General features: G+C 31.5%; 25 protein-coding genes. 17 read left to right on the top strand and 8 right to left on the bottom strand.

Annotated features, from left to right (window positions below):
- The first annotated feature begins 657 nt into the window (after positions 1–657).
- The 4 genes from thrS (at position 658) to rplT (ending at position 3951) form a co-directional block, all read left to right on the top strand.
- Positions 658–2604, top strand: a complete 1947-nt coding sequence (gene thrS / locus SHI72_RS23425) for a threonine--tRNA ligase (protein ID WP_039116434.1) — start codon at positions 658–660, stop codon at positions 2602–2604.
- A 16-nt stretch (positions 2605–2620) separates the two neighbouring features.
- Positions 2621–3175 carry a translation initiation factor IF-3 gene (infC, locus tag SHI72_RS23420; protein ID WP_369827407.1) on the top strand — a complete coding sequence of 185 codons (555 nt, stop codon included), beginning with the start codon at positions 2621–2623 and terminating at the stop codon, positions 3173–3175.
- Between the two features lie 133 nt (positions 3176–3308).
- Positions 3309–3506: a 50S ribosomal protein L35 gene (gene rpmI, locus SHI72_RS23415; RefSeq protein WP_022827375.1), complete on the top strand. Its 198-nt coding sequence runs from the start codon at positions 3309–3311 to the stop codon at positions 3504–3506.
- A gap of 100 nt (positions 3507–3606) precedes the next feature.
- Entirely contained in the window at positions 3607–3951 is a 345-nt protein-coding gene (gene rplT / locus SHI72_RS23410) for a 50S ribosomal protein L20 (protein ID WP_035633036.1), read from the top strand.
- A 111-nt stretch (positions 3952–4062) separates the two neighbouring features.
- On the opposite strand, the gene SHI72_RS23405 is transcribed toward rplT, so the two are convergent.
- The 3 genes from SHI72_RS23405 to SHI72_RS23395 form a co-directional block, all read right to left on the bottom strand.
- On the bottom strand, positions 4063–5097 hold the full coding sequence (locus tag SHI72_RS23405; RefSeq protein ID WP_323491579.1) for a hypothetical protein: 1035 nt from the start codon (positions 5095–5097) through the stop codon (positions 4063–4065).
- Positions 5098–5159: 62 nt separating this feature from the next.
- Positions 5160–6692, bottom strand: a complete 1533-nt coding sequence (locus tag SHI72_RS23400) for a sulfatase-like hydrolase/transferase (protein WP_323491578.1) — start codon at positions 6690–6692, stop codon at positions 5160–5162.
- Positions 6693–7029: 337 nt separating this feature from the next.
- Positions 7030–7932, bottom strand: coding sequence for a hypothetical protein (locus SHI72_RS23395; protein ID WP_323491577.1), 903 nt, complete (start codon positions 7930–7932; stop codon positions 7030–7032).
- A 355-nt stretch (positions 7933–8287) separates the two neighbouring features.
- Between SHI72_RS23395 and SHI72_RS23390 the strand changes: the two genes are divergently transcribed.
- Genes SHI72_RS23390 through SHI72_RS23380 form a run of 3 tightly spaced genes read left to right on the top strand, consistent with a single transcriptional unit; the run spans position 8288 to position 10897 of the window.
- A complete protein-coding gene (locus tag SHI72_RS23390; protein ID WP_323491576.1) occupies positions 8288–8449 on the top strand; it encodes a hypothetical protein in 162 nt (53 codons plus the stop codon).
- 57 nt (positions 8450–8506) lie between these two features.
- Positions 8507–10219 (top strand): hypothetical protein, encoded by a 1713-nt coding sequence (locus SHI72_RS23385; protein ID WP_323491575.1) that lies wholly within the window; start codon positions 8507–8509, stop codon positions 10217–10219.
- 9 nt (positions 10220–10228) lie between these two features.
- Positions 10229–10897, top strand: a complete 669-nt coding sequence (locus tag SHI72_RS23380; protein WP_323491574.1) for a response regulator — start codon at positions 10229–10231, stop codon at positions 10895–10897.
- A 102-nt stretch (positions 10898–10999) separates the two neighbouring features.
- Here SHI72_RS23380 and SHI72_RS23375 read toward each other — a convergent pair whose 3' ends face one another.
- The gene (locus SHI72_RS23375; RefSeq protein WP_323491573.1) at positions 11000–11197 is read right to left on the bottom strand and encodes a hypothetical protein; all 198 of its coding nucleotides are present in this window, start codon (positions 11195–11197) and stop codon (positions 11000–11002) included.
- A 207-nt stretch (positions 11198–11404) separates the two neighbouring features.
- Here SHI72_RS23375 and SHI72_RS23370 point away from each other — a divergent pair, with 207 nt between their 5' ends.
- The 6 genes from SHI72_RS23370 (at position 11405) to SHI72_RS23345 (ending at position 14057) form a co-directional block, all read left to right on the top strand.
- Entirely contained in the window at positions 11405–12007 is a 603-nt protein-coding gene (locus SHI72_RS23370; RefSeq protein ID WP_323491572.1) for a PH domain-containing protein, read from the top strand.
- 3 nt (positions 12008–12010) lie between these two features.
- Positions 12011–12220, top strand: a complete 210-nt coding sequence (locus SHI72_RS23365; protein ID WP_086895576.1) for a TM2 domain-containing protein — start codon at positions 12011–12013, stop codon at positions 12218–12220.
- A 13-nt stretch (positions 12221–12233) separates the two neighbouring features.
- Complete coding sequence (locus tag SHI72_RS23360) at positions 12234–12461, top strand: hypothetical protein (protein ID WP_086895577.1); 228 nt, start codon at positions 12234–12236, stop codon at positions 12459–12461.
- Between the two features lie 77 nt (positions 12462–12538).
- Positions 12539–12973, top strand: a complete 435-nt coding sequence (locus SHI72_RS23355) for a hypothetical protein (RefSeq protein WP_323491571.1) — start codon at positions 12539–12541, stop codon at positions 12971–12973.
- Positions 12974–12999: 26 nt separating this feature from the next.
- Complete coding sequence (locus tag SHI72_RS23350; protein WP_323491570.1) at positions 13000–13209, top strand: hypothetical protein; 210 nt, start codon at positions 13000–13002, stop codon at positions 13207–13209.
- Positions 13210–13253: 44 nt separating this feature from the next.
- Positions 13254–14057 carry an endonuclease/exonuclease/phosphatase family protein gene (locus SHI72_RS23345; protein WP_323491569.1) on the top strand — a complete coding sequence of 268 codons (804 nt, stop codon included), beginning with the start codon at positions 13254–13256 and terminating at the stop codon, positions 14055–14057.
- A gap of 2 nt (positions 14058–14059) precedes the next feature.
- Here SHI72_RS23345 and SHI72_RS23340 read toward each other — a convergent pair whose 3' ends face one another.
- Complete coding sequence (locus SHI72_RS23340) at positions 14060–15319, bottom strand: hypothetical protein (RefSeq protein WP_039116456.1); 1260 nt, start codon at positions 15317–15319, stop codon at positions 14060–14062.
- A 140-nt stretch (positions 15320–15459) separates the two neighbouring features.
- Between SHI72_RS23340 and SHI72_RS23335 the strand changes: the two genes are divergently transcribed.
- Entirely contained in the window at positions 15460–15612 is a 153-nt protein-coding gene (locus SHI72_RS23335; RefSeq protein ID WP_165572134.1) for a hypothetical protein, read from the top strand.
- A gap of 5 nt (positions 15613–15617) precedes the next feature.
- Here SHI72_RS23335 and SHI72_RS23330 read toward each other — a convergent pair whose 3' ends face one another.
- The 3 genes from SHI72_RS23330 to SHI72_RS23320 all read right to left on the bottom strand — a co-directional run bounded on the left by SHI72_RS23330 (position 15618) and on the right by SHI72_RS23320 (position 18464).
- Positions 15618–16283 (bottom strand): response regulator transcription factor, encoded by a 666-nt coding sequence (locus tag SHI72_RS23330; protein WP_039116458.1) that lies wholly within the window; start codon positions 16281–16283, stop codon positions 15618–15620.
- Positions 16284–16409: 126 nt separating this feature from the next.
- Complete coding sequence (locus SHI72_RS23325) at positions 16410–17201, bottom strand: sensor histidine kinase (RefSeq protein WP_086895580.1); 792 nt, start codon at positions 17199–17201, stop codon at positions 16410–16412.
- 870 nt (positions 17202–18071) lie between these two features.
- Positions 18072–18464, bottom strand: a complete 393-nt coding sequence (locus SHI72_RS23320; protein WP_052259580.1) for a hypothetical protein — start codon at positions 18462–18464, stop codon at positions 18072–18074.
- A 331-nt stretch (positions 18465–18795) separates the two neighbouring features.
- Between SHI72_RS23320 and SHI72_RS23315 the strand changes: the two genes are divergently transcribed.
- The 3 genes from SHI72_RS23315 to SHI72_RS23305 all read left to right on the top strand — a co-directional run bounded on the left by SHI72_RS23315 (position 18796) and on the right by SHI72_RS23305 (position 21500).
- Positions 18796–19353, top strand: a complete 558-nt coding sequence (locus SHI72_RS23315; RefSeq protein WP_039120434.1) for a phage tail protein — start codon at positions 18796–18798, stop codon at positions 19351–19353.
- Between the two features lie 62 nt (positions 19354–19415).
- Positions 19416–20567 carry an ABC transporter substrate-binding protein gene (locus tag SHI72_RS23310; RefSeq protein ID WP_323491568.1) on the top strand — a complete coding sequence of 384 codons (1152 nt, stop codon included), beginning with the start codon at positions 19416–19418 and terminating at the stop codon, positions 20565–20567.
- Positions 20568–20570: 3 nt separating this feature from the next.
- Entirely contained in the window at positions 20571–21500 is a 930-nt protein-coding gene (locus SHI72_RS23305) for a methionyl-tRNA formyltransferase (RefSeq protein ID WP_323491567.1), read from the top strand.
- Positions 21501–21511: the final 11 nt, after the last annotated feature.

Raw genomic sequence — 21511 nt, 5'->3', positions numbered from 1 at the left:
TTTTCTAAATCTTTTTTTTAGAATTTTATTTCTAATTCGATTCGTCTTGCTTGTCAGTATTTAAAGGAACGTTTGTCGTTGTTGCGGGTGCAAAACTACCACCTTTATCTAGATAAACAATACTTTTTAGAGAGTATTTTTGGTTTATTCCTAGACTTATTCCTTAACACTCTGACAATATTAAGTTTACATTTTAACAAAATTTACTATTTTTAAGTATTTTCTGATACAATTTATCATTTCAACAAAAATAACTATTCAAAAAGTATCAATTTTGCAAGGTTCACATTAAAACGGGGTATTTTTTAATAACTCATCTACATAAAATCTTCTTTATATCTATCCTAAAAGAAGAAATCAAGAGATTACCTTCTTTAATACAACTAACAAAACCACTTTCCTTAACCTAATATTATAGCCATCACAAAAACTAGGCTTTTCTTTCACTATAAAGCACCTCTTATCTTGCAAACCTACCCTCCTAGCCCTGATAGAAGCGAAAATCCTTTTATGCCGTGGTTCGGCATAAAAGATTGGAGTGAATAGCAGGATTAAGCTCCTTATAAAAATCTACTCCTATATATAGTATAAACTTATACATATATATTGTATGTATTTTTGTAATCCACTATATTTGCATTCATAAAATTATAAACAATGATTAAGATTACTTTGCCCGATGGGTCAATTAGAGAGTTTGCTGCTGGCGTAACTCCTATGGAGGTTGCGAAAAGCATTAGTGAAGGATTCGCCCGAAACGTGATTTCGGCATCTTTTAATGGTACAACTATTGAAACCGAAACTCCTCTGACGACGGATGGTAGTCTTATTTTATATACATGGAATGATGCTGAGGGTAAAAAAGCTTTTTGGCATTCGACTTCGCACGTAATGGCTCAAGCTCTTGAGGAACTTTTCCCTGGGATTAAACTAACTCTAGGACCTGCTATCTCAAATGGTTTTTATTACGATGTAGATTTTGGTGACCAAAAGATATCTGATGCTGACTTTAAAAAGATTGAAGATCGTGTTCTTGAAATTTCAAGAGGTAAACATGAATTTAAAATGCGCCCTGTAAGCAAAGCTGAAGCTTTGGAATTATATAAGGATAACGTATATAAGACTGAGTTAATCTCTAATCTTGAAGACGGAACAATCACGTTTTGTGATCATGCTACTTTTACTGACTTATGCCGTGGTGGTCATATTCCGAATACTGGAATCATCAAGGCTATGAAGGTTATGAGTGTTGCAGGTGCTTACTGGAGAGGTGATGAGAAAAACAAACAATTAACTCGTGTTTATGGAACGTCTTTCCCTAAACAAAAAGATTTAACTGAATATTTAGAACTTCTTGAGGAGGCGAAACGTCGTGATCACCGTAAATTAGGTAAGGAGCTTGAATTATTTGCTTTCTCTCAGAAAGTTGGTCAAGGTTTACCTTTGTGGCTACCTAAGGGTGCTGCTTTACGCGACAGACTTGAGCAGTTTTTAAAGAAGGCTCAGAAAAAAGCAGGTTACGAACAAGTAGTTACTCCACATATTGGACAAAAAGAACTATATGTTACTTCTGGCCATTATGCTAAATATGGTGCTGATAGTTTCCAGCCTATCCATACTCCTGCTGAAGGGGAAGAGTTTTTGCTAAAACCAATGAACTGTCCTCATCACTGTGAGATTTACAATGTAAGACCTTGGTCATATAAAGATTTACCGAAGCGTTATGCTGAATTTGGTACTGTATATAGATATGAGCAATCTGGTGAATTACATGGATTAACTCGTGTACGTGGGTTTACTCAGGATGATGCTCATATTTTTTGTACTCCGGAACAATTGGACGAAGAGTTTAAAAAAGTAATTGACTTGGTTCTTTACGTATTTGGTTCTTTAGGTTTTGAAAACTTTACGGCTCAGATTTCTTTACGTGATAAAGAAAATAGAGATAAATATATTGGTAGTGACGAAAATTGGGAAAAAGCTGAGAATGCGATTATCAATGCTGCTGCCGATAAAGGCTTAAACACTGTGGTTGAATATGGTGAAGCTGCTTTTTATGGTCCTAAACTAGATTTTATGGTTAAAGATGCTTTAGGAAGACAATGGCAACTAGGAACTATCCAGGTTGACTATAACTTGCCTGAGCGTTTTGAATTGACTTACAAAGGAGCTGACAATGAATTACATAGACCTGTAATGATTCACAGAGCACCTTTTGGTTCTATGGAACGTTTTATTGCAATTTTGCTAGAACACACAGCAGGAAATTTCCCACTTTGGCTGATGCCTGAACAGGCTATAATCTTGTCTTTGAGCGAGAAATATGAAATATATGCTAAAAAAGTTTTAGATTTGCTAGAAAATCACGAAATTCGCGCCCTAATTGACAACAGAAGTGAGACAATAGGTAAGAAAATTAGAGATGCAGAAATGCAAAAACTACCGTTTATGCTAATCGTAGGTGAGGAAGAGGAGAAAAATGGAACTATTTCTATCCGTCGTCACGGTCAAGAAGGTAAAGGAAATATTACAGTTACAATTGATGAATTTGTCGCAATTGTAGACGAAGAAATAAAAAAGACATTAAAAGTATTTACAGTTTAACTTAAATTATAAAGTCATAGCAATAAGAAGCAACAGAGGTTACCAACCTCGCGTAGAAAAAAAAGATGCACACAGAATAAACAATCTTATTCGTGTTCCTGAAGTACGCCTTGTAGGCGAAAACATAGAGCCTGGGGTTTTTAAAATAGCCGAAGCTCTAAGATTAGCTGATCAATTTGAATTAGATCTAGTTGAGATTTCGCCAAATGCAGAGCCGCCAGTTTGTAAAATCATGGATTACAAGAAATTTGTTTACGAACAAAAGAAACGTGATAAGGCACTGAAAGCAAAATCAACACAAGTTGTGGTGAAAGAAATTCGCTTTGGTCCTCAAACTGATGAGCATGATTATGAGTTTAAGAGAAAGAACGCTGAAAAATTCCTGAAAGAGGGTGCTAAATTAAAAGCATTTGTATTCTTTAAAGGACGTTCTATTATCTATAAAGATCAAGGTCAGATTTTACTATTAAGATTGGCTACCGATCTTGAAGAGTACGGTAAAGTAGAAGCTATGCCAGTTCTGGAAGGAAAGAGAATGATTATGTTCATTGCTCCGAAGAAGAAAAAATAATTATTTGCTATAAGCAATAAGCCTTAAGCTTTAAGCAAACTGTTATTGTAAACTTTTGCCTAAAGCTTAAAGCCTAAAGCCTAAAGCTCTTGAAAATATAAGTAAGTAAGAATAAATTAAAACACTAGGAAAAATGCCTAAAATGAAAACAAAATCTAGCGCCAAGAAACGTTTTAAAGTTACTGGTTCTGGAAAGATTAAAAGAAAGCATGCTTTTAAAAGTCACATCTTGACTAAAAAATCTAAAAAACGTAAATTAGCTTTGACACATTCAGCGTTAGTTCACAAAACAGATATGAAAAGCATCAAACAACAATTAAGAATTATCTAATAATTCTTTAGGTTAAAAAATTTAAAAATAACCTTGGAGTATGGCCGATAAGTTCCCTTGATTAAATTCGGGACGCCATCTACAAAAACACATAAAAATTATGCCAAGATCAGTAAATTCAGTTGCTAAAAGAGCAAGAAGAAAAAAGATAATGAAGCAAGCCAAAGGTTTCTTTGGTAGACGTAAAAACGTTTGGACAGTTGCTAAAAATGCGGTAGAGAAAGCAATGTGCTACGCTTACCGTGACAGAAAAGTGAATAAGAGAAATTTCCGTGCTTTATGGATTCAACGTATCAACGCTGGAGCTAGATTGGAAGGAATGTCTTACTCTCAATTCATGGGGAAAGTAAAAGCTAACGGAATCGAATTGAACCGTAAAGTTCTTGCAGATTTAGCAATGAATCACCCAGAAGCTTTCAAAGCAGTACTTAACAAAGTAAAATAAACGTTTTATAAACTCAATTTATATTACTTACTTATATAAAAGCCCAATCTTACGATTGGGCTTTTTGTTTTTAATATCGTGCTATAAAAACTTAGTTCTATTATTTATTAGCTATTTATCCAATTCAACTTTTGCTATATAGGAAGAAATGGTTGTTGTACCTGAATCATTCTTGACTACATAAATACCTAATATATTATTTTTGTATACGGTATTAGCACTTGTGATATTTGAATCTGGAAATTCAATATCTATCCAATTCGCTTCTCCAAATGTTCCATCAGAATTTCGATTTACGGAAACAAATGATGCTCCACTACCCTCTCCGTTTATAGTTACCCAATCGGCTGCCAAATTATAGCCTTTATTGGAAGAAGCCGTAATACCTTCAAAATGTGTAATTATCGACAAGGCTGTTTCATTTTTATAACTAAACGATTTTAAATTACTGATTTGTCTTGTTTTAGAATCATAATCGACCAGAAATGCCTGATTCAGTTTCCCTAATTTAGGGCTGGTATAACCACCTGTTATTGTATAACTATTACCTCCGTTATGCCAAATACCATACAATGTATTGGTTAATGAATCTGGTAATTTAAATTCTGTATATTCTTTTGTATTGATATCATATAGAAATGCATATCCATTCTTATCATTTTCTACATCATAATTCCCAACTGCAATTCCTCCCATTATACTATGAACGAATACATTATTTGTATTCCCTCCGTTTGGGGTTACTGGTGTCCATATTCCTGAACCATCAAGTGGTCCTTCATAATAAAATCCAAGATTTCCGCTTGGGAATCCTCCACTTGATGTTGTTATCTTATAAGATCCAACAATTTGTATATTTCCATTAGTTCCATTATTGGGTCCATAACAAGAGGTATTGGTAACTATCTGTGATGCTGTACTTGGAAAATTAATGACATGCCATTTTCCTTCATTACCATTACCTAATAGCTTGCCTTCATAAATCAGCCCCTGAACAATGCTATTTTGTCCTAACAAACTTGCTGTTATGTAAACATTTTCAGATTCTGAAACTCCTCTTATTCCTTGTATTGTTGTTTGTCCGTTTGGATTATTAAAATCCATATAAGTAACTGTATTTACTTCTTGTTTTAAATTTTGTGACATAATGTGTGTTTTTAGATTATTAATCCTTTGCCCTTTTACATTACTATGTCGCTAAATTATTTTTAGTTGAATTTTACAGTATTAAAGACATCTGTAGGTGCATTTACCCAAAGTTTGTCTACTTCGAGCTGATGTAATTGCTCTTCTAATTCCATTCTTATTTCACTGTATCCTGGATCATAAGCAAGATTGGTAATTTCTAATGGATCATTTACTAAATCGTATAGTTCGTATTGTTTGAAATAAGCGCTTGAGGCATCGAAGTAATAATCGAATTTCCACTTTTCTGTTCTTATACATCGAATGCGATTAGCTGCTTTTACTATTGCCCAATTACTATTTGACCCTGCCTTAATATCATCGTATGTAAATAAAATGCTTTCCTGAACTGGTGTTCCATCCTCTATTATTGGCAATAAGCTTGTACCTGCAAGTCCTGTAGGTGGATTTGATACATTGGCGATTTCTAATAATGTAGGCATGATATCTGCCAAGGTTGCCAATGCCATAGATTTTTTAGTTTCTTTATCCTTAAATAAAATAGGATTAGATATAACAAGTGGGACTCTTAATGCTTCTTCGTAAGCTACAAAGGTTTTCTGACGTAAACCTCCATGTGCTAATCCCATTTCTCCATGATCTGATGTTAATGTTACAATTGCTCTGTCTGCTAATTTATTTCCGTTTTCATCTTCTTTGTATAATTCTTTGATTAGGTAGCCAATTTCTTTGTCAACATGACTTAGCAAATATCCATAAAAGTTAATATAATTTAATTTTTCTTCTGGTGTCGCTATTGCTCCTAAGCTAAGTGCCATGTTAATTAAAATTTGTTCTTGTGCCATCGGTTTCTTATTCTCCAGCAAATTTTCATTTACTGTTACTGGTAGTTCAATTTCTCTACCTGTCCAACTATCTGGATGGTATCCTGAAGTACCAGCAGATTTTGGATAGGCTAAAACATCGTGTGGATTAACTAATGAAAGGATCAGACAATATGGTTTATGATCTCCTGCTGCTCTTCTTGTTTTTACTTCTTTCAAATATTGTATTGCTTCTGCAGTATATCTTGCATCATGATTTGCATAACCTCCACCAAAATTTAATGGATTTACATTTTCACCTGCATCTGGAGCTATCCAGCCCATTGCCCCAAATAATGAAATATCGGCTGGTGTTAAATCATCATAATTGGTCTTTGTGCCATTGGGAGCAACTCCTTTACTCATATGCCATTTCCCTCTGTATTGAACATCATATCCATCTGCCCAAAGTACATTCATAATATTTGGTAATGTGTTATCGAGTGTTGGTTCTTGTGGTGATAAAAGTCCTCCTTCTGTTAATGTCTGACTAACACCATGCTTGGCAGGATACATTCCTGTAAATAATGTAGCCCGGCTTGGGGAACACATACAGGTATTGCAAAAAGCTCTATCGAAACTAAATCCGTTTTCTTTTAGAAATGTAAGTGTTGGAAGATTTTTCTCTTCCCAACCTGTTGGAAAATGTTGTGTTGCTCTTTGCTCATCTGTAATAATAAGAATCATGTCTGGCTGTTGACCAATTTGTTCTAGTTGCATTTTAAAGTCCATTGAATATCGTTTTAAATTATTAAATAAAAAATGTAATTACGTATGTACCCTTTTGATATAATTGTTAATCAATTTAAAAATCAGCTCTTTGGATAACTTATTTTTAGTTAGGTATTTGCTTTCTAATTATATGATTGAGTTTATATACTCTCAATGATATTTGCTTATTCATGAATCTTTTTCATGATATCCAATTAGGTCAGAATAAAAGAACAATAATAAAAGAACTTATTTAAACGTATAAACACCTGTTTTTCAGAAAGTAAAACAAACAAAAAAGCCAATCTAAAGATTGGCTTTTTTGCTTTAGGCTGATATTGTGACTTTATGTCAAAACTTATTTCTCATCCTTTTCTAGAATATGTTTATCTATCATATACTGTGTAATTGGTCTTAATGTCTTTCCTGTTTCTGGATGTAATCCTGGGGCTGTAAAATACTCATAAGTACCATCGAATGACTTCCCATACCAAATACATGGCTTTCCCATTTTAAAAAAACTTGTAGTATCACAAGCTTCAATTTTCTTAAAATTAGAAATCAACCCTTCTTCTTTCTTCATTACTATAGGACTAAGTAATGTCATTGTATTTGAAACATTATCACAAGGAACTTCTTCATAATGGTCCTTATTCCAAACCATACAATTTTCTTCTTCATTAAAACTCCAGATTGCAAATGACCCGCTCAATATAAAAATGCATGTCAATAAGATTAAGTACGGTTTCTCAATGATATTTTTTGTTGAAATTAGTTTATTTGGCACTCCAACAAAAGACCTAATTTGTACTTCTTTATCTTCAAATGATGTTTCTTTCCCTTTTTTAATAGGTGCTGAAATTTCACTCAAGACTGGTTTTGGCGTATTTACAACCAATTCTTCTCTTAAGAACTTATTATATGGTCTTTTCTCAAAATCTACCAAAATTGCTGCCAATTCAATCCTTGCTGGATTATCCGATTCTTTCTCTCCAGTTAAGAAAGAAATAACAGGTCGGAATCTTGCAATTTCAAATCGCTCAATAGCTCTCCTTAAATCCTCTCCTTCTTTCGTGTTTAGAAATACTCTGAATGTATTTTCATCATTTACTGATAGTGATTTATCAAAAGTAATTAAACATAAGTTTCGCAATTGCGCAGGTGAAAGATTCAACAAAATACCCGTAGGTTCTTCCAATTTATAAGTTTGGTATTTTGCTTTTATAGCATTTTTATATTCTTCAAAAGTAATTTTACTCATAAGCATTTATCGGAATTGTTAAACATTTTGCAGCAATCAGCAGTATTATCAGCATTACTGGAATTTCATCTCAATGCCCCGCCAAAGCTGTCATTTCTTTGCCTCAGAATTAGTTACCGGTTTAATCTGCAGGTTAAAACAAATGTACAAAACTAGTTCTTTAAAAAAGTGCGTAAAACCGTAAGACCGAGTTTATCCGGGAAGTATAAATAAAAATCATACTGTTTCTACACGCTTTACTTCCCTCAAAAAATCAAAAGAACATTCCGCCAGAAGCGGTTTGAAAATCAGTTCAAAATTCCGATTTCAGAAATCGGATGGGGCAACTTATGTAAAATTTTAAAAATAAACTAAGATGAAAAGAATTATAGCAATATCGTGTTTTGTATTAACTAGTATCGTATTTGTATCATGTACTAATGATGATGATGAAACAACAAGCAAATTAAATGTTTCTGCAGATGCTCCGGGTGACGGACAAAATGGCCAAACTCCGATTTCTCCGCCGAAACCATAGTCGTCTGGTTAATTAAATAACATCCTCAATTTAATTAAATTTCAGTATTTTCGGGAAATGAAACTTAAACAAGTCCATTTCCCGATTTTTATTTTAGCTTTAATTCTATCTATATTGTCCTGTGAAAGAAAAGCGAATCCTATTACAGAAAAAAAAGTGAATACAGCCTATAATAATTATTTAGAATTAGCTGAAAAACATTTTAATAAACATGTCTATGATAGTGCTTTTTATTATTACAATAAAGCAAGGTTAGAATGTGAAACAAATGAAAGAGAAAAAATAATCTATGCTTACTTGAAGATGGCAATTACTCAGCAAATTCAAGGAGATTATTCTGGTAGTGAAACTAGTGCCACTGAAGCAATCCCATTTTTTGAAGAAAAAACAAGTGCCACTTACAAATGCGCTGTTTACAACAATATAGGGATAAATTATGAACGATTAAATGAATATAATGATGCCATTTATAATTACAATCAAGCTGTTAAATTTGCAGAAATTGGACTTCAAAAAGATATTTTAAATAATAATATTGCCGTCGTATATATAGGAAAAGCAAATTATAAAAAAGCAATAAACATTCTTTATCCTTTAACTCTAAAAAAAGATATTACAGAAAATTCAGAAAACTATGCCCGAATACTCGATAATTTAGGATATGCATATTATAAATCAGGTAATATAAAAGCACTCGAATATATAAACCAATCGAAGTTGATAAGGCAGAAGATAAATGATGACTTTGGCATAACAACAAGTTATCTTCATCTATCTGAACTATATTTCAAAAACAATCCTAAACTTGCTAATGAATATGCAGATTTAGCCTACCAAAAAGCAACTAAAGTAAGTAATGCGAATGATCAACTAATAGCATTGAAGTTATTAATTGAAAACTCTAATGGCGAGAAGTTAAAGAAAACAACATTACTCTTCTTAAAAATAAATGACAGCATTACCAAAGCAAGGCAAAAAGCAAAGAATCAATTTGCAAAGATAAAATATGATTCTAAAAAAGATCGCGAAGAAAATCTCCATTTAAAAGCCCAAAAAGCAGAAAATGCTTTACAATTAGAAAAAGCAAAAAATAGAAATTTAACCTTATATATTGTAACTGGATTTGTTTTAGGGTCGCTTTTATTCCTTTATTACTATTTAACTACAAAAGGAAGACGAGAAAAGACTGCAGCTATTTATGAATCTGAAACTAGAATTTCGAAAAAGCTACATGACGAACTTGCTAATGAAGTGTATCATACCATAGTTTTGGCTGAAACAAAAGACTTATCTACAGATGAAAATAAGGAAATCCTCCTTTCAAATTTAGACACTATTTATTCTGGAACTCGAAATATATCCAGGCAAAACAGTACTATAGATACGGGAGAAAACTTTGAAAGTGAATTAAAAGACATGTTATCTAGCTATAACGGAAGTAATGTAAACGTAATTATTAAGGATAATAATGATATTAATTGGTCTAAAATTGAATCTGAAAAGAAAATCGCAACTTACAGAGTATTGCAAGAATTGCTTGTTAATATGAAAAAACATAGTCAATGTAGTTTTGTTGTTATTGGTTTTGAAGAAAATGATAAACAAATACAAATAAGTTACTCTGATAATGGAGTTGGTTTTGGTGAAAAAATGAATTTAAGAAATGGTCTTAAAAATGCGGAAAACCGTATTCAAAGCATAAAAGGAACTCTTACTTTTGAATCTGAGCCTAACAAAGGATTAAAAGCCAAAATTTCATTTCCAAAATAATATAAGCATATGTTTACAAAAGTTTTAATAGCCGAAGATATAGATTTTAATGATATTGCAGTTGTACAAGTTCTCCAAGAACTAAATGTTCCCGAAATAGAATATGCTAAATATTGCGATGATGCTTTACTTAAAATAAAAAAAGGTCTCCTTGATAATCATCCTTATCAATTATTAATAACTGATTTATCCTTTAAACCTGATCATAGAGAAACTAATCTAAATTCGGGCGAAGAACTTATTGCTGCTGTAAAGCTATTATTACCTGAAATAAAGATAATTGCGTTTTCCATTGAAGATAAAGCCTATCGTATAAAGTCTCTATTCGATAAATATAATATCAATGGCTTTGTAATGAAAGGTCGTAATAGTATCCCTGAGTTAAAGAAAGCGATACAGAATGCTTTCGATACGGATAAGAAATATCTTCCTCAAGAATTAAACTATATTCTTCAGGATAAAACAACCAATGAGATAGACAATTATGACATTCAACTTATTAAATATCTCTCGATAGGTGTTTCTCAAGATAGTATGGAAGCTAAGTTTAAAGAAGTTGGTATTACTCCTAATAGTAAAAGTACAATTGAAAAACGCATTAATAAACTTAAAGTCTACTTTAAAGCTAATAATCCAACACATCTTGTGGCAATTGCCAAAGATTTAGGCTTGATATAAACTCTCCTTTTGTTTCATTTTCTTTCTTTACGGATTTCCGTAAGGATACTCTATTGCCGATTTATAAGTTTGGCTTTCCAAAACTTATTTTATGAAGAGCAATTATTTTATACTTCTGTCAAAAAAATGTTTGACAAGAAGTATCTCTCCCAAAAACAAAATTATACTTAAAACAACTCTTCTTTGTTTCTTACTATCTTTTGGTATAGCACTTTTAGGTGCTATATCGGGATATATTGATATAGATTGGAAGTTACTTTTCATTCCAGCAATACTGTCTTTTCTAATCGTACTACTCATACTTGCAATTATAAATAGATACAAAAAAGTATAACCCTATTTTGAGTACTTTCCTTAATCCTCTTCTGATTATTGTAACTCTCCTTTAATAACAAACTTTTTTATTTATTATTTTCTGAATGTGGAAAACCGTAATAAACTGTTTTACAATGAGCTTAAGTTTGTTAAAGAAAAACAACCATACACTCATTCCTAATAATAAATGATATGATAAACGATTTGAAGAAATTTTTAAATGAAGAACAAGATCCTAAAGCAGTTGAGAAACTACTGTCAAAAGTTAGTGGTCTACTCACCTCTGGGGAGCAAATAGAATATGTTGCTGTACAAAAAAAGCCTGCACTAAACCTATCTCCAGATTGTATTGCATTAACAAATAAAAGAATAATATTCTGCAGACCAAGAAATTTAGGCCTTTCAATGGATTTTCAAGATTATGCTTGGAAAGACATTCTCGATTGTCACATGAAAGAAGGTATCATGGGAGCAACTTTCTCAATGAAAACAATCAAAGGTAACGTTAATATGCTCGATTATCTTCCTAAAGCTCAAGCTAGAAAATTATATCAGTTTGCTCAGGAAAAAGAAGAAAACATGATTGAATACAGACGTCAACATGATCTTGAAACTAAAAGAGCCATTGCGGGAGGCGGTATTATCGTCAATGCAGGAACATCAATGCCTCAAAATGTAGAAACAAAAGAAGATCCATTAGAAATATTGCAAAAATTAAAAAAACTATTAGATGGTGAAATCATTACACAAGAAGAATTTGACATCAAAAAAACTGAAATAATATCTAAAATGTAAATTATGAAAAGTAAACTAACAGCAACAATATTGACTTTCTTTTTGGGAGGAATTGGAATTCATAAATTTTATCTAGGAAAATCTACACAGGGCATACTATACATACTCTTTTGTTGGACATTAATCCCCTCCATATTAGCCTTTTTTGAATTTTTCGGATTGTTATTCATGTCTGACAATTCATTTAATATGAAATATAATAATGTTTTTTAAAAGAATTTAAAATATGGAAATATATACAAATAAAAATGGTCAATCTGGAGTAAAATCATATGAAATAGGAGCTGATTATATTACAGTAAAATTCAACAGAACTGCAAAACCATACAAATATAGTTATTTAGGAAAAGCTGGATCTAAACACGTAGAGAACATGAAACACCTTGCGATAAAAGGCGCTGGGCTAAACAGTTACATAAATACTCATGTGAAATTTAAATACGATGTTTTTTAATTAAAATATTTTAGAGGTTAAAAAACAAGTAAACTATGAAAAAGACAATACTTTTTCTTAATATACTATAAGTAAAAATGAAGAAAACCACTACTCACTTTATAATTTGCAGTCTTTCTTTAGCGTTTTTGGGATGTAAAAATGGACATTCCAATGGGCAACCTAAGGTAGGAAAAAACGAACCTCAATCGTTTTACAAAGAAGTAATTACTCCTGATGATGTAAAATCCATCACTCCCGAAGAGGCCAAAACGTACCATAAAGATATAAATTACCAGTACGAATATCGTACTGGTATATCTGGCAATTATGAATATACTTATGACGTAAATGGTTATGACCAAGATGGTAATTTAGTCACTGGAATCATAAATATTGAAAATAAATATGGGGCTGGGATAATCATAAATAATAATGACGAAGAAATTGATATAAAAGCAGAATGGATTGGTTATGGAAGATTAAAAGCTACTGACGAAAACGGAAATGAATACAATCTGGTTGCAGATTAATTTGAGATAATACTAAACAAAAAAATATGAAGGTCATTATATTAGTTTTATTTACAACACTTACCTCATTTAGTATGGTAAAAACCAATGTATATGTATGTGGTGCAAGTGGTTCAAAAAAATACCATTACAAGGAATCTTGCCGTGGTTTAAGTTCTTGTAAACAGGAAGTAACCAAAATTTATTTGAAGCAAGCCCAAGGATACGGGTTAACACTTTGTGGGTGGGAAGACTAAATAACTCTAGGATAATCTTTATATTTGAAAATTAATCCTTACGAATGAGAATCCCGTTTACTGCCCTATTTTTTATATTCACTTCATTACTTTTTTCCCAAACCAAAATCCTTTCCTGGAATATCGAAAACTTTGGTAAATCAAAATCTGATCAAGAAATTAGTTTTATTGCTAATACGATTAAAAATCACGACATTATTGCAATTCAAGAAGTTGTTGCAGGCTATGGAGGTTCACAAGCTGTTGCGAGATTAGCCGATGAACTTAATCGAAAAGGTGCTAAATGGGATTACTCTATTAGTGATCCAACAAGCAGTAGTGCATACAAAACAGAACGGTATGCTTTTATTTGGAAAACAAGTAAAGTAAAATTAAAAGGAAAACCTTGGCTTGAAAAGCAATACGAGCGACAAATTGACCGTGAACCTTATTATGCTACTTTTGAAAAAGATGGCAAAAGTTTTACTCTAGTTAGCTTTCACGCTATTACAAAAAGCAAACAACCTGAAACGGAAATTAAATATTTCAAGTTTTTACCTCAACAATATCCAAATCTAAACTTGATTTTTGTGGGTGATTTTAATTGTCCACAATCACATACTGTTTTTAATCCTTTGAAAAAAATGGATTATCAACCAATTTTAGAAAACCAAAAAACATCCTTGAAACAAAAATGTTTTAATACCCAATGTTTAGCTTCTGAGTTTGATAATATATTCTATCAAACATCGAAAATTACAATAAAGAGCAAAGGAATAATTCATTTTTACAAAGATTTTAATTCCATGAAAGAAGCTCGAAAAATATCCGATCATATCCCAATATGGATGGAATTTTCTTTAAATTAGTATTATGTTTTTAACTTTTTCTTTTTGGCAGCTGGAAATAATACGTTATTAAGAATTAAACGATATCCTGGAGAGTTTGGATGTAAATCTAAAACAGTTGGTGGATCACCTACTTTGTGTTGGAAATCTTCTGGGTCATGTCCCCCAAAAAAAGTAAACATTCCTTTTCCTTTTTCGCCATGTAAATATCGTACTTCACCATTAATCTCACATGTACCCATAACTAAAGCACTTGATTTTACAAATTCTGCATCAAATGAAGTTGTTTGTCCCATAAATCCTTTTACTAATTGTGTATGATTTTGACATAACATACTTGGTATTGGATCCCATTTTGCCGAAAACTCCATTAAAGTAAAATAATCCTTCTCCATTGGCACTCTCCTTTTTGGTGTCATATCAATATCCGAGAATTCATATATTTCTGGTTTACGTTCTAAAGTAAAGTCTCTAAAAGCAAATGAATTAGCATAATTTAACTTAGATTGATAATTTGGTTCGCTCGCATCTCCATCAAACATTGCTTCACAAATATCTACTCCATCTGCAGCCAAAGCTATATCAAAACTATCTGTTGCCGAACACATTGCAAACATAAACCCTCCTCCTATTACAAAATCTCTAATTTTTTTTGCAACAGCTCCTTTTTCTTTAGATACTTTATCATACCCTAGTTTAGTTGCTAATGCTTCGGCATCTTTCTTTTGTTCTATATACCAAGGTGCATTTTTATAGGCTGAATAAAACTTTCCATATTGTCCTGTAAAATCCTCATGATGCAAATGCAACCAATCATACAATAATAATTGATCGCTTAGAACCTCTTCATCATATATTGGGGTAAAAGGAATTTCAGCATATGTTAATACTAAGGTAACTGCATCATCCCAAGGTTGTTTTCCTTTGGGTGTATAAACTGCTATTTTTGGAGCTTTCTCAAGAATTACTGTTTCCATATTCTGAGAAGGACTTGAAATTTCATTTAAAATAGAATTCTCTTCGCTATCTGAAAGTACTTCAAAACTAACTCCTCTAATTTTACATTCTTTACGAATTTCTTCTGTATCGGGTAGTAAGAAGGAACCTCCACGATAATTAAGCAACCAGCTCGCTTTGTAATTTTTGTTTAAACACCAATACGTTATTCCATACGCTTTTAGATGGTTTTGCTGTGTTGTTTCGTCCATCGGAAGTAAAATAAACGAAGCTCTTCCATTAAATGATAATAAAAAGAAGAGAACATAAGCAATATAATATTTCATTTTAAATCTATTTTTATTTTAGTCTATTCTAATACAAGACTAAACAATTATTGGTTTTCTATAAAAACACGTATAAACACGCATAAATGTAAGGATAACTCTAGCTAAATTTGTTTTTATTAAATTATTAACAATTGACCATGAAAACCCATACAATGAAACTTAATGAAGCAAATAACAAACCTAGGCTTACAAATTTAATTCGAAAAATAGGAGCTTGTTTATTGATACTAACCATTATTTTATATTATGTTTTATCTATCCAGTTCTTAGCTAGTAGCGGAAGTAATTAAAAAAGTTAATTTGTAAGTACTGCAATGTCATTTTGAATAGCATAAACTACTAATCCAGCTGTATTTCTAGACTCTGTTTTAAGTAATAAATTATTTCGATGCCCTTCTACCGTTCTGGGACTAATAAAAAGTTCTTCTGCAATTTCGGCTGTACTTTTTTGCAAACAGATTAATCGTAGCACTTCTATTTCACGGGTAGAAAGAAAATTTGTATCTAAATTGCATCTGGTACTTTTACCTGCTTTTCCTATTTCATGTATAATTTTAAGTACTTTGTCATTATAATAGTACCCTATTTTACTCACCTCATTAATTGTAAAAATTAAATCCTTTGGAGTAGCGTTCTTTATTAAATAAGATACTGCTCCAACTTGTATCATATTTGCAACAAAAGATTTGGTATCATAACTCGTTAAAGCAATGACTTTAATTTCCGGAAATTTTCTATGAATAATTTTAGTAGACTCAACTCCATTTAAAATAGGCATTTTTAAGTCTATAATGACAATGTCGGGTTGGTCACTAGATCTTTCCAAAAATGAAATTAGTTCGGTTCCATCTGAAGCCTCAAAAATGACTTCCAAATTTTCTTCTCTCTCCAATAAAAATACTATTCCTTTGCGAAATAAAATTTCGTCATCAACTAATATTATTTTTACTGTAGTTTTCATTTTGTTTATCAGGAATATCAATAATTAGCTTACTACTTTAATGAATTAAAAACAGACAATTGCAAAACAAGTAATTTATCTTACGAAAATACAAAAAATGTAAACTTAAATAGCCATTAATCTGGTTTAAAAAGTAAAAACTACTGAAATTCCTCTATTAATAGCTGATTCTACATTCAAATTTCCATTTAGAAAAGAAACTCTACTTTCGATATTCTTCATCCCAAGTCCTTTTTGATTTTCTGAGTTCTTAGAATCAAATCCAATTCCATTATCAGAATATATTCCTTTTTTGATTCCATTTTCTTCTTCAAAAGCAATCGAAATCTTGGTAGCCTTACCGTGTCGTAATGAATTATTCATGAGTTCTTGCAAAATTCTAAAAATATGCAAGTGCCTATCTTTATCATTTTCATCAAACTCAATATCATTTTGATAATCTATTGATATGGTCTTGCTACTTTCAAACTCCAGACATAACTCTTCTATACCAGCATGCAATCCAAATTTTTCTAATACGGGTGGAAATAATCCATGGGCAATTTTTCTGGAACTATCTAAAGCTTTAGCAGTTAGATTAATAATATTTCCTGTAATTTCGGCTATCTCGCTTTCTGTTAAATTTGGTGTATTTAATAAATGGCTATTTAATGAAACAACATTCAGTTTCGAACTAATATCATCATGTAAGTCTTGTGCTATTCGCTTGCGCTCTTCTTCTTGAATAATAATTACTGCCTGTACTTGCTCTTTTTGGTACTGAATTTCTAAATCTTTTTTTTCTAATTTCTCTTTTATTATTTTTTTTCTCGAAAAATAAAAAAACATAACAAGAACAACTCCCATTAGTACAAAAGCCAAACAACTAAATATAATTGTAGCAACAATTTCACTTTCAGAAATCGGATTAGAATTCATAGGTATTTTTGGGGTTTTTGCTTATTAAATATATACAAATTTAACAATTCAAATATATCTTATTTTATCTGGATAATTTTAAAGAGTAATTAAATATGTTGCAAAATAAAAAATCTTCATCAAAACTTAAGTCCTGACGAAGATCATTTATTTATAATGGCTATCCCTTATAATAAGAATCACACTTATCTGAATGTAAAATCTTGTATAATTTACAAAGTTAGTTTACAAGATTATTTTTTTTAGAAAAACTCTTCTTCCATTCAATTAAAATAAATAATTGAAAGATAATGTACAATATATAATTTATACGCGAAGGTAATTTATAATATTTTGAACTTAGCGTTATTGATAAATTGCCCACTAAAAATAAAATAGTACTCCCTAACAAATAAAACAAAATCCCTACGTTGATATAATAAAATACTCTTTTATCATTCAACATATTATATAAATGAAATGTTGCATAAATTATTAATAAAAAAGAAGTAATAAATATTTCATATAAATTGAATTTAAAAAACAAATCGGGTCTTACGCTATATTGTATAGCCAAACTTAATAGTGTCAAAACACAAGTAATTCTGATTATTCTTTTTTGAAAACTGTCTTTTATTAGATTATAATAAAAAAGAGCCAGCATTAGAAATTGTCCGATAAAATAAAAATGTGACAAAAACAGATTATTCATACCTAATTTACTTAAAACTAACGTACTAATCTGAACGCATACAATAAAGAAAAGATAAGATGTAAATATCACATACGTTTTTTGTTGCTTAGAAAGACCTATTGCGAATACAATAAAATTAATCAGCAAAAGAAGATATCCAAAGTTAACAAGAAATGAATACATAAATCATATTAAGATTAAAGAGGACTAGATGGATCTCCTCCTGGAGGACAAGGCTGACTAAAATCGTATATTGCTGGTGCTATAGCATTTACATGATTTTCAGTATCTCCCTCTTTATGGTTGCTTTCAGGTAGCATATCTACATAAATACCCGTTTTTTCGTCATATCTGGTTCCTACAATCAGTAAAGTTTGCTCTCCATCATCGTTGATTCCCATGTAAGCTCTTACTGCATCTATTTCTTGCTTTAAAACTAATTCTAAATTTATTTTTGGAATTAAAAAGGCACGAACTTTATTTTTAAGGTCGATTTCAGTTTTTGGATCGCTCCATTTTTTTGTCCATTTTTCAGCAGTCGCCAATGGAATTTCCGTGTCTTTTTCTCTTAATCTGTAGTTTTCTTTCATAATTCAGGTTTATAATTAATTTAAAATTTAACTCAGGTTTATTAATAGTTGTGCTAAACTACTGTTTTTTATTTTCTTAACAAAAAAATAAAATCAGTAAAAGACTAGTAAAAAAATAAAAAGCTTCATTTTTTATTTAGTAAATTTTTAACAATAATAATCCTAAAATAATAATTATAATTAAAAAATAACAACCCAAAAACCTCACATAACTACTATTTATTAAGTAAAAACCTATTCAAATTTAAAATGTAAAAACAGGTATAAATACGCTTATCCAGAATTCCTTTATGATTTAATTTTGATTGTAAACTATTTAAACCTAAAAACTATGTCTACAGAACCATTTATTGGAGAAATTAAAATCCTAGCATTCAATTTTGCTCCTAGAGGATACATGACCTGCCAAGGTCAAACTTTAAGCATCGCACAAAACACCGCATTGTTCTCTCTTATAGGCACTTATTATGGAGGAAATGGGCAAACAACATTTCAGCTTCCTAATTTACAAGGTCGTATGCCAATAGGACAAGGGCAGAGCTCTTTAGGAGCTGGCTTTGTGATGGGACAAGCTGGAGGAGTAACAGCTGTTTCAATATTGACATCAAATATGCCTGCACACGTTCACTCTCTGAATAGTGTATCGGTAAAAATTAAGGCATCGACTGCAAATGCAGACGAAACATCTCCAAATGGTAATTTCCCTGCTGTTTCTCAATCACCTAGCTATTCAGGAAATGGAGCAACAAATAACGTTTTTAGTGGTGGAACTGCAATTTCTGGTAATACTGATATAGCTGGTTCAAGTATACCTATCGATATAACAAATCCATATTTAACAATAAATTATTCTATTGCTACTGAAGGGATATTTCCAAGTAGAAATTAATTATAAATAAAATCAAAGGAGAGCTTCATATATAAAGCTCTCCTTTTTATTACATAAAATATATGCAAGTAATCGGAATTCTATTGTCGCGCTCTACATATTATCAAACAATTGGTTTTGATTTATATGAAGGTCTCCGTTCGGGGTTAAAACAACTAGGGAAAAGCGATATCAAAATAGTCACAGAAAACATAGGTTTTGGTACCGATAAGCAACAATGTTATCGCAGCGCCGAAAAACTTCTGCTCGAAGAAAATGCATCTATCGTAATTGCCTACATAGGACATCGTACTGCTCAATTACTTCGACCACTTTTTCTGGCGGCAAATAAAATACTGATTGTTTTAGATGCAGGTGCAAATATGCCTCATGAATGGCCAACCTGTCCAAATATTTTTTATCATTCTCTTCATAACTCTTTAGGTGCTTCACTCGCCGCTAAAGAAGCAACAAACGATGGATATAAGAATGCTGGCATGGTAACAGGTTATTATGATGCTGGCTACCTACATACATATAGTATATCTAAAACATTTCAAGATAATGGAGGGACGATAGCTTTTAATCATGCTACTGGTTATAAAACAGATGATTTTACGATGGAACCTTTAAAAGAACACTTAACAAATTTTCCTGAGAGTGCTCTATTAAGCATTTTTAGTGGTGATTATGTTGAATGGTATTTTGAACAAATTAAAAACACATTCGAAGGAAAAAATTTACCGATTTATCTACCTCCATTTGGCTTAGAAGAAACAATGTTGGGTAATTCAATTTATCCAGGTAAAAATATAAAAGGGATTGCAGCTTGGTCTAAAAAAATCAAATCAACAGAGAATCAAATTTTTATTGAAACAATAACCGAATTAGGCAAAATACCTAATCTTTTTTCTTTACTAAGCTGGGAAAGCGCAACTATTGCGTTAAGAGCATTAGAACTTTCTGATGAGCATAAAAATAATGTGTCAAATATTGCCCAAGATCTCCAATCGCTTTCATTCATAAGCCCAAGAGGTGAGATTTATTTTGATCCAAAAACGAATACATCAATTTCCCCATTATATAAAGTAGCCGTCATTTCTGATAATGAAGGCAAATGTGAATTACAATTAGAAGGCGAGGTAACAGAAGTAAACGAACAGTATAAAAAACTAACAAACCAAGACTTAGATCAAACGACATCAGCTTGGTTTAATAGTTATGTATGCATCTAATTTATGGAAGAACAGAAAAAAATAATGATCCTATGTGGCGGAAAGTTCGCCTTTAAAACATTGCAATTATTAGCATATGAAAAATTCATGTGTGCAATTGGTATCGGGAAAAGTAATGATACAATAATAGATGCTTTAGAAAGAGAAGCTGAAGACAATAACTTAGGATTCAAATCATTCTCATCTAAAAAAAGTATGGAAGAAATGAGAGGCTGGATTGATACTATTAAACCCGATTATATATTTAGTATCTCATTTCCATTTCTCCTTCCTGAATCTGTTCTGTCTTATGGAAATAATAAATTCATCAATTTCCATCCAGGACCATTACCACAATATCGTGGCGTAATGCCAATTTTTGAAGTGCTCAAAAATCAAGAGAAAGAGACTGCTATTTGCGCGCATTTTATGAATGAAAAATTTGATCAGGGTAATATTATTTTCAATGACCCTATAAGAATACAAGAAAATGACACTTACGGAAAATTAACTGTGAGGTTAAGCAACCGTATATCACAAGTTGCTTTAAATATGGCAAATATGCTACAATATGCTAGTAACATTCCTAATCAATCTCAAGATGAATCATTAGTGTATTATTATGAAAAACCGGAACTAACGGATACTTACATTAATTGGAAACGTATGAGTGCCGATGAAATCATTGCACTAATAAACGCCTGTAATCCTTGGAATTCTGGTGCCGATGCAACTTTAATGGGGGAACAGGTTAAGATAATAGTAGCAACACTATTAGATGAACCCCATGAAGACAAACCAGGAACAATTATTTCTATAAACAATACGGTAAATGTAGCTTGTGAGGACAACAAACAAATTGCAATCGAAATACTTAGTACAGACGAAGGTATAATGACGGCTAAGAAATACGCCTTATTAAAGCCATTAATGGCAAACCCCATATCTAACTAATATACTTAACT

Origin of the sequence: Flavobacterium sp. PL02, from assembly GCF_035013205.1 — a bacterium.
Lineage (GTDB): Bacteria > Bacteroidota > Bacteroidia > Flavobacteriales > Flavobacteriaceae > Flavobacterium.
Note: the sequence above shows the minus strand (reverse complement) of the source record. Positions and strands in the feature narration are given on the sequence as shown.

Excerpts from the sequence above, each read along its gene's own strand:
- SHI72_RS23315 (WP_039120434.1), top strand. The coding sequence starts at position 18,796 with ATGTCTACAGAACCATTTATTGGAGAAATTAAAATCCTAGCATTCAAT.
- SHI72_RS23310 (WP_323491568.1), top strand. The coding sequence starts at position 19,416 with ATGCAAGTAATCGGAATTCTATTGTCGCGCTCTACATATTATCAAACA.
- SHI72_RS23375 (WP_323491573.1), bottom strand. The coding sequence starts at position 11,197 with ATGAGTAGTACGATTAGAAAAGACAGTATTGCTGGAATGAAAAGTAAC.
- SHI72_RS23335 (WP_165572134.1), top strand. The coding sequence starts at position 15,460 with ATGAAAACCCATACAATGAAACTTAATGAAGCAAATAACAAACCTAGG.
- SHI72_RS23405 (WP_323491579.1), bottom strand. The coding sequence starts at position 5,097 with ATGTCACAAAATTTAAAACAAGAAGTAAATACAGTTACTTATATGGAT.
- SHI72_RS23320 (WP_052259580.1), bottom strand. The coding sequence starts at position 18,464 with ATGAAAGAAAACTACAGATTAAGAGAAAAAGACACGGAAATTCCATTG.
- SHI72_RS23350 (WP_323491570.1), top strand. The coding sequence starts at position 13,000 with ATGAAGGTCATTATATTAGTTTTATTTACAACACTTACCTCATTTAGT.
- SHI72_RS23330 (WP_039116458.1), bottom strand. The coding sequence starts at position 16,283 with ATGAAAACTACAGTAAAAATAATATTAGTTGATGACGAAATTTTATTT.
- SHI72_RS23345 (WP_323491569.1), top strand. The coding sequence starts at position 13,254 with ATGAGAATCCCGTTTACTGCCCTATTTTTTATATTCACTTCATTACTT.
- SHI72_RS23390 (WP_323491576.1), top strand. The coding sequence starts at position 8,288 with ATGAAAAGAATTATAGCAATATCGTGTTTTGTATTAACTAGTATCGTA.
- SHI72_RS23305 (WP_323491567.1), top strand. The coding sequence starts at position 20,571 with ATGGAAGAACAGAAAAAAATAATGATCCTATGTGGCGGAAAGTTCGCC.
- rpmI (WP_022827375.1), top strand. The coding sequence starts at position 3,309 with ATGCCTAAAATGAAAACAAAATCTAGCGCCAAGAAACGTTTTAAAGTT.
- SHI72_RS23355 (WP_323491571.1), top strand. The coding sequence starts at position 12,539 with ATGAAGAAAACCACTACTCACTTTATAATTTGCAGTCTTTCTTTAGCG.
- rplT (WP_035633036.1), top strand. The coding sequence starts at position 3,607 with ATGCCAAGATCAGTAAATTCAGTTGCTAAAAGAGCAAGAAGAAAAAAG.
- SHI72_RS23385 (WP_323491575.1), top strand. The coding sequence starts at position 8,507 with ATGAAACTTAAACAAGTCCATTTCCCGATTTTTATTTTAGCTTTAATT.
- SHI72_RS23380 (WP_323491574.1), top strand. The coding sequence starts at position 10,229 with ATGTTTACAAAAGTTTTAATAGCCGAAGATATAGATTTTAATGATATT.
- SHI72_RS23340 (WP_039116456.1), bottom strand. The coding sequence starts at position 15,319 with ATGAAATATTATATTGCTTATGTTCTCTTCTTTTTATTATCATTTAAT.
- SHI72_RS23360 (WP_086895577.1), top strand. The coding sequence starts at position 12,234 with ATGGAAATATATACAAATAAAAATGGTCAATCTGGAGTAAAATCATAT.
- SHI72_RS23325 (WP_086895580.1), bottom strand. The coding sequence starts at position 17,201 with ATGAATTCTAATCCGATTTCTGAAAGTGAAATTGTTGCTACAATTATA.
- SHI72_RS23400 (WP_323491578.1), bottom strand. The coding sequence starts at position 6,692 with ATGGACTTTAAAATGCAACTAGAACAAATTGGTCAACAGCCAGACATG.
- thrS (WP_039116434.1), top strand. The coding sequence starts at position 658 with ATGATTAAGATTACTTTGCCCGATGGGTCAATTAGAGAGTTTGCTGCT.
- SHI72_RS23395 (WP_323491577.1), bottom strand. The coding sequence starts at position 7,932 with ATGAGTAAAATTACTTTTGAAGAATATAAAAATGCTATAAAAGCAAAA.
- SHI72_RS23370 (WP_323491572.1), top strand. The coding sequence starts at position 11,405 with ATGATAAACGATTTGAAGAAATTTTTAAATGAAGAACAAGATCCTAAA.
- SHI72_RS23365 (WP_086895576.1), top strand. The coding sequence starts at position 12,011 with ATGAAAAGTAAACTAACAGCAACAATATTGACTTTCTTTTTGGGAGGA.